The organism is Natrinema sp. LN54 (assembly GCF_052439245.1).
Taxonomy (GTDB): Archaea; Halobacteriota; Halobacteria; order Halobacteriales; family Natrialbaceae; genus Natrinema; species Natrinema versiforme_A.
Genome location: NZ_JBQVRP010000002.1, coordinates 1 through 13,181 on the forward strand (window position 1 = coordinate 1; position 13,181 = coordinate 13,181).

The following is a 13,181-nucleotide window of genomic DNA, read 5'->3' on the forward strand; positions in this document are numbered from 1 at the left end:
GATAAGCTCGCCTGCGTTACGGTTAGTACTGGAGTGGGCGACCCTCTGGGAACCCCGTTTCGCCGCCACCACTCATATCGACCAATTCGGTCGAACTCGATCCCGACAGTGGTCTGACGGCGGTTCGATTCCGCCGGTCGGCATTACAGCGGCCACAGTGGCGAGGTGCCTCCCGTACCCATCCCGAACACGGAAGATAAGCTCGCCTACGTTTCGGTCAGTACTGGAGTGGGCGACCCTCTGGGAAATCCGATTCGCCGCTTTCATTCATACTTTCAACCCGCACAGTAGCAACTGTGCGGGTTTTTCGCATTTGTTGCTGTACAGTGCTACCACTACTCGAGTCTGAAAGAGAAAAGCGAAAGCGCCGCAGTTGCTTGACTTAGACGAGCTCGATGATGTTCCCGTTCGAGGTGACGTGGAGGTCGCGCCCGAGTTTGTAGCCCTGGTTGGAGGCCAGATCGACGTAGCCCGAGAACCCGCTCATGTTCTGGTGGGCAGGAACGATGTGCTCAGGTTGCAGCGCATCGAGCATCTCGTAGTGACCTTCCTGACAGAGGTGACCGGAGACGTGGATATCGTCGTAGATACGCGCGCCTTGCATGCGGAGGAGCTTTTCGGCTTGGTAGCGTTGGCCTTCGTTGGTCGGCTCCGGAATGACGCGGGCGGAGAAGACGACCTTGTCACCGTCTTCCAGTTCGTATGGAGTCTCGCCGCGGCCCATTCGAGTGAGCGTCGCACGGGGTTCGCCCTGATGGCCGGTGACGACGGGGAGGAAGTTCTCCTTCCCTTCGTTCATGATGCGCTCGAACGTCTGTTCGATGGACTGGCGGTAGCCGACCATCTCGACGTCGGACGGGAAGTCGATCCCGATCTGTTTCGCGGTTCCGGAGTAGGTCTCCATCGAACGGCCGAGGAGGATCGGCGTCCGATCGATGTCTCGAGCGAATTCGATCAGCGATTTCACGCGGGCGATGTGGCTCGAGAAGGTGGTCGCGACGATGCCGCCGTCGTAGTCTTCCATGCTGTAGAGGACGTCGCGGAGGTGTTCCCGAGCGACGTTCTCGGAAGGTGTGCGGCCCTTCTTGTTCGCGTTGGTACAGTCCTCGATGTAACAGAGGACACCCTCGCCCTCGCGACCGATCTCGCGGAATCGCTCCATATCGATCGGATCGCCGATGACGGGCGTGTGGTCCATCCGCTTGTCCAGTCCGTAGACGACTGCGCCTTCGGGCGTGTGGAGGACCGGATTAATCGCCTGGACGATCGAGTGGGTGACGTTGACGAACTCGAGGTCGACGACGCCGCTGTCGCCGATCGACATGGTTTCGCCGGCCTCCATTTCGACGAGGTCGTTGTCGGTGTTGAACTTCCCTTCCTCCTCGAGTTCGCCTTTGACCAGCTCGAGCGTGAACGGCGTCGCGACGATGGGTGCGTCGTATCGGTGTGCGAGTTTGCTGATCGCACCGATGTGGTCGAGGTGGCCGTGGGTGGGGACGATCGCTTTGACGTCTCCCTCGAGGTCGCTCATGATCCGGTCGTCGGGGATGGCACCCATGTCGATCAGATCGAGACTGTGCATCCCTTCGGTTCGGATATTGTCGTGAATGAGTACCTTCGACAGGTTCAGTCCCATGTCGAAGATCACGATGTCGTCACCGGCGCGGACAGCCGTCATCTGTCGGCCGACTTCCTCGTAACCGCCAATTGTCGCAATTTCTATTTCCATTTGTAGGTCCGATCATAGCTGTCCTTCGGACAGTCTCCTGGCCGGAATGGCCACGGGAGCAGAAACGTCCTGCACGTGAGCGAGTTCTCGGTCACGTCCCTGGCGTCGAACGTTCCGTCCCGACTGCGCCAAGGACAGCGCCTATTTCGGTTAGTAGAACAACGACTCTCCCGACGTAAGTAGTTCTGGGTTTTGGAGAGGGATCGTCCGACTCGAGTGACAGTCACGAACAGAACGGGAGTGCCAGCACATAGTTGAGACGCGGGGTCTCATCTTCGGTGCCATCGAACCGGGATTGCTGTGTGTCGAGACCCGAAACCGCCGGGAAGAGACCACGACGGAGGGGCTACTCGCTCGAGTGGTCGTGACTCGAACGGTTCGTTTCGACGAGTGGGGCCGAGGCTACAGATTGGCCGGGATGGGGAGGGAGCGTCCGAGAGAGTTCGTCGTCACGCCAGAGATTCGGCAGAGGCGAGACTGCTTTCCGGGGTACAGTACAGCCGCTACTGCTGGTCCGTTCCATCGGCGGAATCGGTAGCGTGCGGTCGATTACAGCGAGTCTCGTGGGGCCAGCATTCCTGTCTCCGTCCCTAGAACTGATGTTACGCGATAGTGAGAGTGGATATCGCAGGACAGTCCGGTCCGTTAGTCCTCGATGTACTGTTGTTCCCACTCGCGGCGCTCTTCGATGGTCTGCTGGCCGCGATCGCTGATCTCGTAGTAATTGGTTCGCCGGTCGAGCTGGCCTTTCTCGACGAGGTCCTTGTTGACGAGCGTGTCGAGATTGGGATACAGTCGCCCATGATTGATCTCACTATTGTAATATGTCTCGACTTCGTCTTTTACGTCCTGGCCCGACGGTTGATCGGCTCCTGCGATCACGTACAGAAGGTCGCGTTGAAACCCTGTCAGATCGTCCATTTTGTACTCAGGTGGACGGATGGGAAGCCGACTATTTGTTATCGATTTCGTATCAACTGTTTCCAGTACGTTCAGCGAAGCTAACTGAGTCATTCGTGGTACTGTCTGTCGTTTCGTCTGGTAACCACGGCCTACATTCGGCGGTTCGTCCCGCTTTTCTCCCATCTCACACCGCCGGCGACGAAAGTGACCTATGACTGATGGCATGGATACGCTTTCCTGTCGGATCTGTACTCGAGTACGGGATTCGACAGTCGGTGTCGTCACTACGGGAACCCGATTTCGATTCCGTGCGATCGATGCGAGATAGCTTCCGCTGGGTGTCGTGTAGTGTGCTGAAGAATGATATTCGAAGTGTGAAACCCGTTACCGAACGTGAAAAGCCGTGTTACAGGCGGGTGACGTTGGTGGCGCGGGGGCCCTTGGGGGCCTGTTCGATATCGAATTCGATCTCTGTGCCTTCTTCGAGGTCCGGACCGCCAACGTCTTCCATGTGGAAGAAAACGTCATCGTCTGCGTCGTCCGTCTCAATGAAACCGTAGCCGCCTGTGTCGTTGAAGAAATCAACGTTTCCTTTCGCCATTGCAATTCAATCGAGGCCCGGGATACGTATAACAGTTGTGTTACGCATCGTTTGTCGAAACAAACACAATTTCGTTTCGAACCCAACGATAGACGGCCGAATGGCGGAGAAACCTCGAAACCGGTCTTGCATTTTCTCCGAGAGGTAGTCCCGATAGATCGGCCTGTAGACCGCTCGAGACGGGGCTGCAGTCGTTTCGGCGCCGTTTGTGGGCCGGTCGCTCTCCTCGAGAGTCGACGTGAGCGGGTCCGTATCCCGTTCTCGCAGTGTGGGTCTAATCGACTGTTCGTCCAGAAGCGATCGCGATCGCTTTTCGTAGGGTGTGGTTGCCTCTGACAGGCTTTTCGATCGAGCATACTCGAGCCGGAACACAGACATCGCTCGGTAATCGCTGAATAGTACCGTTTACGTGGATCCGATTGATACGCGGCTGTATGAGTCAGACACAGAGCGCCAATGCGCCGACGATCGCGCAGGTCGCGCTGATCGGCGTCTTCGTGACGGCGCTCGTGACCGCACAGTTGACTGCGTCGAAGGTACTCGCCTTTGAACTGCCGTTCGCGCTTCCGATTACGGGCGCGGAACTCGCCTTACCGGGCGCGGCGCTCGCGTACGCACTGACGTTCCTCGCGAGTGACTGCTATACGGAGCTGTACGGCCGGCGTGCGGCCCAGATCGTCGTCAACGTCGGGTTCGTTCTGAACTTCGTCGTCCTCGCGCTGGTCTGGTCGACGATCGCCGCGCCGGCCGCACCGAACAGCGTCGATCCCGCGGCGTTCGAGACGGCCCTCGGCGCATCGACGAACGTCGTCCTCGGGAGCCTGTTGGCGTACATCGTCAGCCAGAATTGGGACGTGCTCGTCTTCCACCGCATTCGATCGTACACCGGCTCGGAGAAGCTTTGGCTCCGGAATATCGCGTCGACGGCGAGCAGTCAGGCGATCGATACCGTCATCTTCGTCTCGGTCGCGTTCGCCATTGCGCCCGCCGTCCTCGGCGTCGGTGCCGTGCTCCCGACGCACGTCATCCTCTCGCTGATGGTAGGTCAGTACGTGCTGAAACTCGCGATCGCCCTCTTGGACACACCGGTTGTCTACGCGATCGTCTCGTTCGTGCGCTCGCGCGAGGGACTCACCGCCGAGGACACCCACGCCGCCTGATTTCTGCGCTCCGAACGGAGAGCGTTTAGTAGCCCGCTCGAGAGGGTTGGATATGGACGAACGCGTACGCGAACACGCCGACGTGCTGGTCGACTGGAGCGCCCGCGTCGAGGCGGGCGACGACGTCGTACTCTCGGTGGGGCCGGACGCTCACGAGCTGGCGGTCGCCGTCGCCGAGAAACTCGGCGAACGGGGCGCGAACCTGCTCGCGACCTACGGCTCGGGCGAGATCACGCGGGCCTATCTCAGGGCCCATGACGGCGACTTCGACGAGGACCCGGCCCACGAACTCGCCCTGGTCGAGAACGCCGACGTTTACCTCTCGCTCGGCGGCGGGCGGAACACGAGCGCGACGGCCGACGTGCCCGGCAACCGGCGGCGGGCCTACAATAGCGCTCGAAGCGAGATCCGCGAAACTCGGCTGGGGACCCGCTGGGTGTCGACGGTCCACCCGACGCGGTCGCTCGCACAGCAGGCCAACATGGCCTACGAGGAGTACCAGGAGTTCGCCTACAACGCTATCCTACGGGACTGGGAGTCGCTGGCCGACGAGATGGCACAGTTGAAAGACCTGCTCGATGCCGGCTCCGAAGTGCGACTCGTCTCGAGAAACACTGATCTCACGATGCAGATCGAGGACCGGACGGCGGTCAACAGCGCTGCCTCGGTCGCCTACGATTCGCACAACCTGCCGAGCGGTGAGGTCTTCACCGCGCCCTACGCGACCGAGGGCGAGGTGACATTCGACGTGCCGATGACGCTTCGGGGCGAGTCCGTCCGGAACGTCCGCCTCGAGTTCGAGGGCGGCGAGGTCGTCGACTACGGCGCGGAACAGGGCGCGGACGTGATCGGTGAGATCCTCGAGACGGATGCGGGCGCACGTCGACTCGGCGAACTCGGGATCGGCATGAACCGCGGTATCGACCGCTACACGGACAACATCCTCTTCGACGAGAAGATGGGCGATACCGTCCATCTGGCGCTCGGCCGGGCCTACGACGCCTGCCTGCCCAATGGGGAGTCGGGCAACGAGTCGGACGTCCACGTCGATCTGATCACCGACGTCAGCGAGGACTCCAGACTCGAGATCGACGGTGAGGTCGTCCAGCGCGACGGAACATTCCGATTCGAGGACGACGAGATCTGAGTCGTACGGGATCGGACGTTCCGAAGAACTCGCGCAGTGAACTCATCCCAGACCGGCAAACCGTCGATTCGGGATTGTACACAACGCGACAGTTCGATGTCACGGAGACAACAGTCCCTTTCGATCGAGCGCCGGTAAGTGGCGCTTACGGCCCGTCGAAAGCGCCCTCGGAAGGGAGAAGTCGTCGCATACTAATATGTACGCCATCCCTCATATCGAATACCGCCGGACCGGTGGCGGTCAATAACCGGTTGGGACAGCGTCCCGGAATCGACGCAGTCGCAGTTGTCTGCCCGCCCTGCCGGAGGCGGTAGTGTGCCGTCGGCTCTCGTCGATCGGAGTCGCTCGCTCCCGGAGTGTTCCGGTCGCGCTGCCGACGTGATATCCGGCGGTCACCGTTTTCGTCACGTTCTCGAGTCTCGAGCCCCAACCACGGCTATGTGCGATCGGCTTCGGGCGGGCGTCGCCATCTTCAATGACGGCCACTATCACGCCGCCCACGACGCTTGGGAGGACCGCTGGCTCGACCTCGAGTCCGGCAGCGACGACGAGCGCCTGCTCCACGGACTCATCCAGTACAGCGGCGCGGTGTTCCATGCCCGCGAGCGCAACTGGGAGGGGGCCGTCGGACTCGCCGAGAGCGCCGGCGAGTATCTCGCGGCGCTGCCCGCCGACTACCGCGACCTCCGACTCGAGCCCGTGCGGTCGTTTCTCGCCCGGCTCGCGGCCGATCCCGAACTCGTCGAGCGCCGGGGGCCGGTCCGCCTCGAACACGAGGGGACCGTCCCGACGCTGGCGGACCTCGAGTTCGAACCGACGGCGATCGCGGCGGTCGTCCTCGCCGAGGAGTTCGGGTACGACGAGCAGCCGGTCGATCGGGCTCGCACGTACGCCCAGCGGGACCTCGAGGCCGGGGCGGACGACAGCAAGTTCATCACGCTCTTGTTCGACTTCGTCCGCGAGGACGAGCACCGCGGGATCATCTTCCAGCGACTCTCCGACCACGTCGGCAGACGCCGGGCCCGCGAGGAAGACGTAAAGGGACTGTTCTAATCGCGTGCCGCGAGCGCCGTGCTCACTCGTGGCCCGCTACCGGCAGCGGCTCGTAGGGCTCCTCTATGTACTCCATCTCCGAGTCGGAGAGGTCGATCTCGAGTGCCTCGACGGCGTCTTCCAAGTGCTCGACGCTCGTCGTGCCGACGATTGGGGCGTCGACCCAGTTCTTGTGGAGCAGCCACGCGAGGGAAATCTGGCCCATCGAGACGCCCTTCTCGTCGGCGAGTTCCTGTATCCGCTCGTTGATCGCCTCGCCGCCACCCTGGAGATAGGACATCTGCTCGAGGTACTGGTCGGTCTGTCCCCGCGTCGTCGACTCGATCTCCTCGTGGGGGCGAGTCGCGACGCCGCGGGCCAGCGGCGACCACGGGATGACGCCGATGTCTTCGTTCTCGCACAGGGGTAACATCTCGCGTTCCTCCTCGCGGTAGAGGACGTTGTAGTGGTTCTGCATCGTCGCGAACCGCTCGAGGGAGAGCGTGTCGCTGGTGTGTAAGGCCTCTGCGAACTGGTGGGTCCACATCGAGGAGGTTCCGATATAGCGCACCTGTCCGCGGCGGACCGCGTCGTCGAGGGCCCGTAACGTCTCCTCGATCGGCGTGTCGTAATCCCAGCGATGGGTCTGGTAGAGATCGATCGTGTCCATCCCCAGCCGATCGAGGCTCGCCTCGAGTTCCTGTTCGATCGCTTTGCGGGAGAGTCCGCTCGCGTTCGGGTTGTCGGGGTCCATCTCGCCGAAGACCTTCGTCGCGACGACCTGCGAGTCGCGGTCATAGCCCGCGAGAGCGTCGCCGAGAATCTCTTCGGACTCTCCCGTGGAGTAGACGTTGGCCGTATCGAAGAAGTTGATTCCGAGGTCGATCGCGCGCTCGATGAGGTTCGCGCTCTCGTCGGGCTCGAGCATCCACTCCCGGCCGGTCCCGAAGCTCATACAGCCCAGACAGATCCGGCTGACTTTCATGCCCGTCGACCCGAGCGTGGTGTACTCCATGGGGCCAGTTGCGACGGCCGGCGACAAAACGTCGTGGCTCGTCCGAGTCGGTTGCCGGCTCTGCCAAACGCGACCCGCGATCGGTTCTGGTGCCGTCAGTCGTGATCCGCGGAGTTATCCTGTGGCTCGTAGCCTTCATTCATCTCTGACTTCTGTTCCGAATAGTACTATGGACGTGGCAGCGCGAGCACGCGCTTCGATGGCGAATACCTTTTTCACGTGCTACTCTGTTCTCTACGCTGGAAGATGGACGTAGACGAGTTGGTGGAACACGCCAAGGGAGACTCGGTCACGAAAGCAGTCCTCGAGGACTCGGGAACGGTAAAAACGGGTTTGATTGCCAAGTCATCGTACTCTTCTATCGTCAGCCATCTCGACGAGGGGGAGCAACCACACTTCGTTCAGCGGTACGAACACCCAGACCTGCAGTTGAGCTGGAACCCCGACGACAGGCCTCGATACAAGAAGGGGCATATGCGTACCACAGTCGTTACCGACCGACGGATCTTCTACTACTCGACGGACAACAGCTTCAGCGTCCCCTATACGAATATCAGTGAAGTGGAGGACGACGGAACGACGCTCAAGGTAACTCAATCCGGTGGGCGGACGGTAGAGTTCATCTTCCTAGCAGGAACGGAAGGCGAAGATGCCGTCGAGTACGTCCGGAAACGGATGCACGAAATACAGGCGGGAGAGACAAGTCAGGCGGCCGCATCTACCACTGCAGACCGGCTCGAGGAACTGAAGCAGATGCACGATCAGGACCTCATCACTGAGGCGGAGTTTGAAGAAAAGAAAGCAGAGATCTTGGAAGAACTTTAGCTGACACTCGAGAGCAGTCGAACGCGAAGTCAGGTGTCTCCATCGTTTTCTCCCTTCTCGTCCAGCGTTTTGTCTGTAACTTGATCATCTTTCCTCAACGATGTTCAACAAGTGGCTGAAGTCGGACATTGCCACCGTGATTCGGGAAAGACGTAGCGAAAGCGCGTGGGTACGGCGAATTTGACCAGCAGAACGATCCGTGAGAAAACTACCGGGTGGACGCTCAGTCGTGATCCGCGGAGTTGTCCCGTGGCTCGTAGTCCAACACGTCGCGGGCCCGCTCGAGCGAGTAGTACTTCCGGTCGTTGTCGGAGATGCCGTAGACGATCTCGTAGCCGTAGTCGGCCCGAATACAGCGATCGAAGAGGTGTGCACAGTCCCGGTAGGAGAGCCACATCGCCTGCCCGCGCTCGTAGTCGATCGGCGGGTGGCCTTCGGTGAGGTTCCCGATGCGAACGCAGACGACCGAGAGGTCGTGTTCGTCGTGGTAGTAGCGCCCGAGCGATTCGCCGGCGGCCTTCGAGACGCCGTAGAGGTTGCTCGGCCGGGGGAGTTCGGTGCCATCGAGCAGGTACTCGTCGTGCTCGCGGTACATCGCGGGCGTGCGCTCGTCGGTCTCGTAGTTCCCGACGGCGTGGTTCGACGAGGCGAAGGCGACCTTCTCGACGCCCGCGTCGACGGCGGCCTCGAAGACCGTCTGCGCCCCGTCGATGTTGTTAGTCAGCACGCTGTCCCACGGCGCTTCCGGACGCGGGTCGCCCGCGAGGTGGATCACGACGTCGATCCCGTCCATCGCGTCGCGGACGGCCTCGTCGTCGGTGATGTCCGCGACGACGAACTCGCCCGGGTGATCGTCCGTCGGCGGATCGCGATCCAGCAACCGCCACTCGTGGTCGTCCGCGAGGCCGCCGAGGATGGCCTCTCCGACCCGCCCCGCAGCCCCCGTGAGCAGGACTGACTGTGCCATTCGTTCGGTGTGAGGGAAAGCGTCGATAAGTACCATGCGGTTCCGCGTCGGTGCGGTCGGTGGTGGCACGCATCCCCCGGAGAGACGTCTCCTTCTGCTCCGTCTCGTTCCTAAGTGGGGATCCACGCCGAGGTGGCGCGCGCTGGATCGCGGTTCGCCGATAACGGCGAACCGCGAGACGACTATGCGCGAGGGATGAGTGAGCGACTACTGGAAGCGAGCGAATCGGTTGGGGAGGCCGTGGCAATTCTGTGCCGCCAGCGTGAGCAGGACACTCGACTCCGCTGGCGCGAGTGACGAAGCATCCTATCCGCCACATCATAATCTCCTTCCCGACCGCCCGCGAGCACTCGCATATGTCTCCGGACACGACACCCACCGACGCCCAAGCCGCCTGCTTCGAAGCCGGTATCAAGTTCGGCACGCTCTACCACCAGTTCGCCGGCACGCCGATCTCGCCCGACAGCGCCGCCAGCCTCGCGACGGCGATGGAGGAATCGATCGAGAACCAACCCCACTGCACCGCGGTGACCGTCGACGTCCGCCTCGAGGAACTCGAGGCCGAACTCGCCGACTCGACCGCCGACTACACCGAACTCACGGGCCGGTTCCTCGAGGTCGAAATCGTCGTCGACTACGAGGGCTGTGAGGTCGTCACCCGCATGGAAATGGAGGACGGCTATCCGTTGATGCGACTCGAGTCGGTTCGGGACGACTGAGGTCCCGCGACGAGTACCCCATCGGTCGCTCGAGGCCCGGTCTCGAGCCCGCGCACGTTCGAAAACGGGGACGACGGCGCGTCCTTGGGAGTGCTCGCTATCGACTTTTCAGTCGGACTCGCGTAGCCCGCTCGATGGGACCGGAACTCTCGATCGACGACGAGTGGAACAGCCTCTACATCGACGGCGAGTGGACACCCTCGGATGGCGACGGGGAGATCGCAGTCGAGGATCCGTCGACGCGCGAGGAGGTCGCACGCGTGCCCGCGGCCGTCGAGTCGGACGTCGACGCCGCCTACGAGGCCGCCGCGGAGGCACAGGCAGAGTGGGAGAAAGCGCCGCCGGCCGAGCGCGAACGGGTCGCACAGGCGTTCGCACGGGCGGTTCAGGAGTACGACGAGGAGATCATCGAACTGCTGGCTCACGAGGCGGGTGGCTCGCGAATTATGGGCGAGACCTCGATCAGCATCACGACCGATCAGGCCAACGAGGCCGCGACCTTCCCCCGTCGGATGAAAGGCGAGCAGGCCGACTCCAACGTTCCCGGCAAGGAGAACTTCGTCCGCCGGGAGCCACAGGGCGTGGTCACGGTCATCTCGCCGTGGAACTTCCCGCTCAACCTCTCGGGTCGGGCGATCGCGCCGGCCATCGCGACCGGGAACGCGGTCGTCGTCAAGCCGGCCTCGAACACGCCGATCACGGGCGGGCTCCTGATGGCGAAGCTGTACGAGGAGGCGGGCCTGCCCGACGGCCTGCTCAACGTCGTCCCCGGCCACGGTTCGGACATCGGCGATGCGGTCGTCGAACATCCGGAGAGCGACGTGGTCGCCTTTACCGGCTCGACGCCCGTGGGCCGCGGCGTCGCCGCGAAAGCCGGCGAGAACCTCTCCGTGGCGGCGATGGAACTCGGGGGCAACAACGCCCACATCGTCACCGCCGACGCCGACCTCGAGGCGGCGGTCGACTCCGGGACGTTCGGGTCGTTCGTCCATCAGGGGCAGGTCTGTATCTCGATCAATCGCCACCTCGTCCACGAGGACGTCTACGACGAGTACGTCGACTTACTCGCGGACCGCGCGGCGTCGCTCCCGGCCGGGAGCGCCCACGACGAGGACACGGTCGTCGGCCCCATCATCGACGAGGGCCAGCGCGACGAGATGCTCGGCTACGTCGAGGAGACCGTCGACGCCGGCGCGACCCTCGAAACCGGCGGCGAGACGGTCGAACTCGAGGGCGTCGACGACTCGCTGGTCGTCGCGCCGACGGTGCTCTCCGACGTGACGAACGAGATGTCCGCCGCGTGTAACGAGCACTTCGGCCCGATCGCGCCGGTCGTTCCGTTCTCGGACGTCGAGGAAGCGATCGGACTCCACGACGATACCGAGTACGGCCTCTCCGGGTCGGTGCACGCGGGCGACGTCGGGACCGGGATGCAGATCGCGGAACGGCTCGACACCGGCATGGTCCACGTCAACGACCAACCGATCAACGACGAGGCCCACGTCCCCTTCAGCGGCACGAAGGCCTCGGGGTCCGGCGGCTACAACTCCACCGAAATCCTCGACCGGGTCACCGAGAAGAAGTGGATCTCCGTCCAGCACGACCGGCGGGAGTACCCCTTCTGACGGCGTCGGCCGGCAGCACCGTCGGCGACTTTCCTTTCGAAATCCCGCCGTCGTTCGCCCGATATCGATCCGCTTCCGACGGATTTCACTTTCACTTTCGGGCTACCTTTTAACCTCGGTGCCCGCAAAGACGGTGACATGAGCCAAGCCACGCTCGGCGACGACGAGGAACTGTTCGGGGAAGCGGCCAACGAGATGCGCGAGGACGTCGAATCCTCGCTCGCGGACGCGTGGGAAGCACTGCCCGATGCCGACGACGTGTGGGAGACCGACGCCGACAACGTGCTGGGCGCCCTCAACGGACTCAACTCGGCGCTCGAGGCCGGCGACGCCGAGGACGATCTCCGCGACGCCAAGAAGTGGTTCACGATGGGCCAGCGCGCCGACGCCTTCGACGACGCCGACGACCTCGAAGCGGAGATCGAAGACCTCGAGGAAGCCATCGAAGACATCGCCGAGGCGGGCGAACAGGTCGGCGAACTCACGTCGACGATTCCGGCGCTCCGCGGCACGCTCCAGAACGCCGGGCCCGCGGGTGCCGACGACGAGGAGGAGGCCGACGATGCCGATGCCGCGGACGAGGAAGCGGACGCCGATACCGATGCGGACGCAGAGGAAGACGAGGAGTAATTCTCTCCGATCGACCCACTACGTTCGGCAGTCGAACCGGCCCGCGACCTATCGGTGCTCGGGCCGCGAGATGTCGCGCTCGGCGACCGCCTCGAGCAGCCGAGCCAGCGTCTCTGTCGCCAACTCGAGCAGTTCCTCCCCTCGTTCTTGGCCGCCGTCTGCCGGATCGCCGACGACACCGTTTTCCGTAAACTCCGCCGCGTCGTAGGCCAGATTGACGTAACTCGTCCAGTCGCCCCAGCCGTCGGCAGCGCCGGCTCGGGCCTCGTCGATCCGTTCCTCGGCGATTAGCTCCGGCTCGATGTGGCGCAGGAGCGCCGTCTCGAGCGGGCCGCCGTGGCCCATGTCGGCGGTGTGTTCGCCGACCCCCTCGAACCACGTGAAGGGGACGACGTAGGCGTCGCCCGCCCGCGTGAGTCGGCCGCCGACCTCCCGGAGGGCGTCGACGTTTCCGCCGTGGCCGTTGACGAGGACGACGCGGTCGAACCCGTGGTGGGCGAGGCTCGCGACGGCCTCGCCGACGTAGTCCCGGAAGGTGTCCTCCGAGACCCACATCGTCCCGGGAAACTGGCGGTGTTCCTCGGCGACGCCGACCGGAATCGCCGGTGCGCGAACGACCTCGCGGTCGACCCGCTCGATCCCGGCGTCGGCGACCGCCTCGGCGGTCAGCACGTCGGTTCCGAGCGGAGCGTGGGGGCCGTGCTGTTCCGTGCTCCCGACGGGGACGACCGCGAGGTCCGTCTCGAGGTCCCGAATGTCAGTCCACGTCGCCGCTGTGAGATCCATGGCGGAGTGTGTCGCCCGTGCGGACATGAAACCCGCGGTGGC

13 protein-coding genes and 1 rRNA gene are annotated in these 13,181 nt (G+C 63.1%); 8 read left to right on the forward strand and 6 right to left on the reverse strand.

Annotation, left to right across the window (positions count from 1 at the left end; all coding sequences use genetic code 11):
* The first annotated feature begins 144 nt into the window (after positions 1-144).
* Positions 145-266 (forward strand): 5S ribosomal RNA (rrf, locus tag ACT4ML_RS05060).
* Positions 267-382: 116 nt separating this feature from the next.
* Here the strand turns inward: rrf and ACT4ML_RS05065 are convergent.
* The 3 genes from ACT4ML_RS05065 to ACT4ML_RS05075 form a co-directional block, all read right to left on the reverse strand.
* The gene (locus ACT4ML_RS05065) at positions 383-1,729 is read right to left on the reverse strand and encodes an RNase J family beta-CASP ribonuclease (RefSeq protein WP_138246309.1); all 1,347 of its coding nucleotides are present in this window, start codon (positions 1,727-1,729) and stop codon (positions 383-385) included.
* A gap of 645 nt (positions 1,730-2,374) precedes the next feature.
* Positions 2,375-2,650, reverse strand: coding sequence for a PadR family transcriptional regulator (locus ACT4ML_RS05070; protein WP_006429019.1), 276 nt, complete (start codon positions 2,648-2,650; stop codon positions 2,375-2,377).
* A 388-nt stretch (positions 2,651-3,038) separates the two neighbouring features.
* Positions 3,039-3,233, reverse strand: coding sequence for a cold-shock protein (locus ACT4ML_RS05075; RefSeq protein ID WP_006182670.1), 195 nt, complete (start codon positions 3,231-3,233; stop codon positions 3,039-3,041).
* 434 nt (positions 3,234-3,667) lie between these two features.
* Here ACT4ML_RS05075 and ACT4ML_RS05080 point away from each other — a divergent pair, with 434 nt between their 5' ends.
* The 3 genes from ACT4ML_RS05080 to ACT4ML_RS05090 all read left to right on the forward strand — a co-directional run bounded on the left by ACT4ML_RS05080 (position 3,668) and on the right by ACT4ML_RS05090 (position 6,593).
* On the forward strand, positions 3,668-4,393 hold the full coding sequence (locus ACT4ML_RS05080) for a queuosine precursor transporter (protein ID WP_444719890.1): 726 nt from the start codon (positions 3,668-3,670) through the stop codon (positions 4,391-4,393).
* A gap of 52 nt (positions 4,394-4,445) precedes the next feature.
* Positions 4,446-5,540: an aminopeptidase gene (locus ACT4ML_RS05085; RefSeq protein ID WP_444719891.1), complete on the forward strand. Its 1,095-nt coding sequence runs from the start codon at positions 4,446-4,448 to the stop codon at positions 5,538-5,540.
* Between the two features lie 438 nt (positions 5,541-5,978).
* Positions 5,979-6,593: a DUF309 domain-containing protein gene (locus tag ACT4ML_RS05090; protein ID WP_444719892.1), complete on the forward strand. Its 615-nt coding sequence runs from the start codon at positions 5,979-5,981 to the stop codon at positions 6,591-6,593.
* Between the two features lie 22 nt (positions 6,594-6,615).
* On the opposite strand, the gene ACT4ML_RS05095 is transcribed toward ACT4ML_RS05090, so the two are convergent.
* A complete protein-coding gene (locus ACT4ML_RS05095; RefSeq protein WP_444719893.1) occupies positions 6,616-7,587 on the reverse strand; it encodes an aldo/keto reductase in 972 nt (323 codons plus the stop codon).
* A gap of 246 nt (positions 7,588-7,833) precedes the next feature.
* On the opposite strand from ACT4ML_RS05095, the gene ACT4ML_RS05100 reads away from it, so the two are divergent.
* Positions 7,834-8,412: an SHOCT domain-containing protein gene (locus ACT4ML_RS05100; protein WP_444719894.1), complete on the forward strand. Its 579-nt coding sequence runs from the start codon at positions 7,834-7,836 to the stop codon at positions 8,410-8,412.
* A 223-nt stretch (positions 8,413-8,635) separates the two neighbouring features.
* On the opposite strand, the gene azf is transcribed toward ACT4ML_RS05100, so the two are convergent.
* Positions 8,636-9,379: an NAD-dependent glucose-6-phosphate dehydrogenase Azf gene (gene azf / locus ACT4ML_RS05105; RefSeq protein ID WP_444719895.1), complete on the reverse strand. Its 744-nt coding sequence runs from the start codon at positions 9,377-9,379 to the stop codon at positions 8,636-8,638.
* Between the two features lie 356 nt (positions 9,380-9,735).
* On the opposite strand from azf, the gene ACT4ML_RS05110 reads away from it, so the two are divergent.
* The 3 genes from ACT4ML_RS05110 (at position 9,736) to ACT4ML_RS05120 (ending at position 12,353) form a co-directional block, all read left to right on the forward strand.
* Positions 9,736-10,098, forward strand: a complete 363-nt coding sequence (locus ACT4ML_RS05110) for a dihydroneopterin aldolase family protein (protein ID WP_444719896.1) — start codon at positions 9,736-9,738, stop codon at positions 10,096-10,098.
* Between the two features lie 134 nt (positions 10,099-10,232).
* A complete protein-coding gene (locus ACT4ML_RS05115) occupies positions 10,233-11,723 on the forward strand; it encodes an aldehyde dehydrogenase family protein (protein WP_444719897.1) in 1,491 nt (496 codons plus the stop codon).
* A 138-nt stretch (positions 11,724-11,861) separates the two neighbouring features.
* Positions 11,862-12,353, forward strand: coding sequence for a DUF5790 family protein (locus ACT4ML_RS05120; protein ID WP_444719898.1), 492 nt, complete (start codon positions 11,862-11,864; stop codon positions 12,351-12,353).
* 48 nt (positions 12,354-12,401) lie between these two features.
* Here the strand turns inward: ACT4ML_RS05120 and ACT4ML_RS05125 are convergent, their stop codons facing one another.
* On the reverse strand, positions 12,402-13,139 hold the full coding sequence (locus tag ACT4ML_RS05125; RefSeq protein ID WP_444719899.1) for a creatininase family protein: 738 nt from the start codon (positions 13,137-13,139) through the stop codon (positions 12,402-12,404).
* Between the last annotated feature and the right edge of the window lie 42 nt (positions 13,140-13,181).

Coding starts and splice junctions, on each gene's coding strand:
- ACT4ML_RS05090 (WP_444719892.1), top strand. CDS start 5,979: ATGTGCGATCGGCTTCGGGCGGGCGTCGCCATCTTCAATGACGGCCAC.
- ACT4ML_RS05065 (WP_138246309.1), bottom strand. CDS start 1,729: ATGGAAATAGAAATTGCGACAATTGGCGGTTACGAGGAAGTCGGCCGA.
- ACT4ML_RS05085 (WP_444719891.1), top strand. CDS start 4,446: ATGGACGAACGCGTACGCGAACACGCCGACGTGCTGGTCGACTGGAGC.
- ACT4ML_RS05080 (WP_444719890.1), top strand. CDS start 3,668: ATGAGTCAGACACAGAGCGCCAATGCGCCGACGATCGCGCAGGTCGCG.
- ACT4ML_RS05070 (WP_006429019.1), bottom strand. CDS start 2,650: ATGGACGATCTGACAGGGTTTCAACGCGACCTTCTGTACGTGATCGCA.
- ACT4ML_RS05115 (WP_444719897.1), top strand. CDS start 10,233: ATGGGACCGGAACTCTCGATCGACGACGAGTGGAACAGCCTCTACATC.
- ACT4ML_RS05125 (WP_444719899.1), bottom strand. CDS start 13,139: ATGGATCTCACAGCGGCGACGTGGACTGACATTCGGGACCTCGAGACG.
- ACT4ML_RS05095 (WP_444719893.1), bottom strand. CDS start 7,587: ATGGAGTACACCACGCTCGGGTCGACGGGCATGAAAGTCAGCCGGATC.
- ACT4ML_RS05120 (WP_444719898.1), top strand. CDS start 11,862: ATGAGCCAAGCCACGCTCGGCGACGACGAGGAACTGTTCGGGGAAGCG.
- ACT4ML_RS05075 (WP_006182670.1), bottom strand. CDS start 3,233: ATGGCGAAAGGAAACGTTGATTTCTTCAACGACACAGGCGGCTACGGT.
- azf (WP_444719895.1), bottom strand. CDS start 9,379: ATGGCACAGTCAGTCCTGCTCACGGGGGCTGCGGGGCGGGTCGGAGAG.
- ACT4ML_RS05100 (WP_444719894.1), top strand. CDS start 7,834: ATGGACGTAGACGAGTTGGTGGAACACGCCAAGGGAGACTCGGTCACG.
- ACT4ML_RS05110 (WP_444719896.1), top strand. CDS start 9,736: ATGTCTCCGGACACGACACCCACCGACGCCCAAGCCGCCTGCTTCGAA.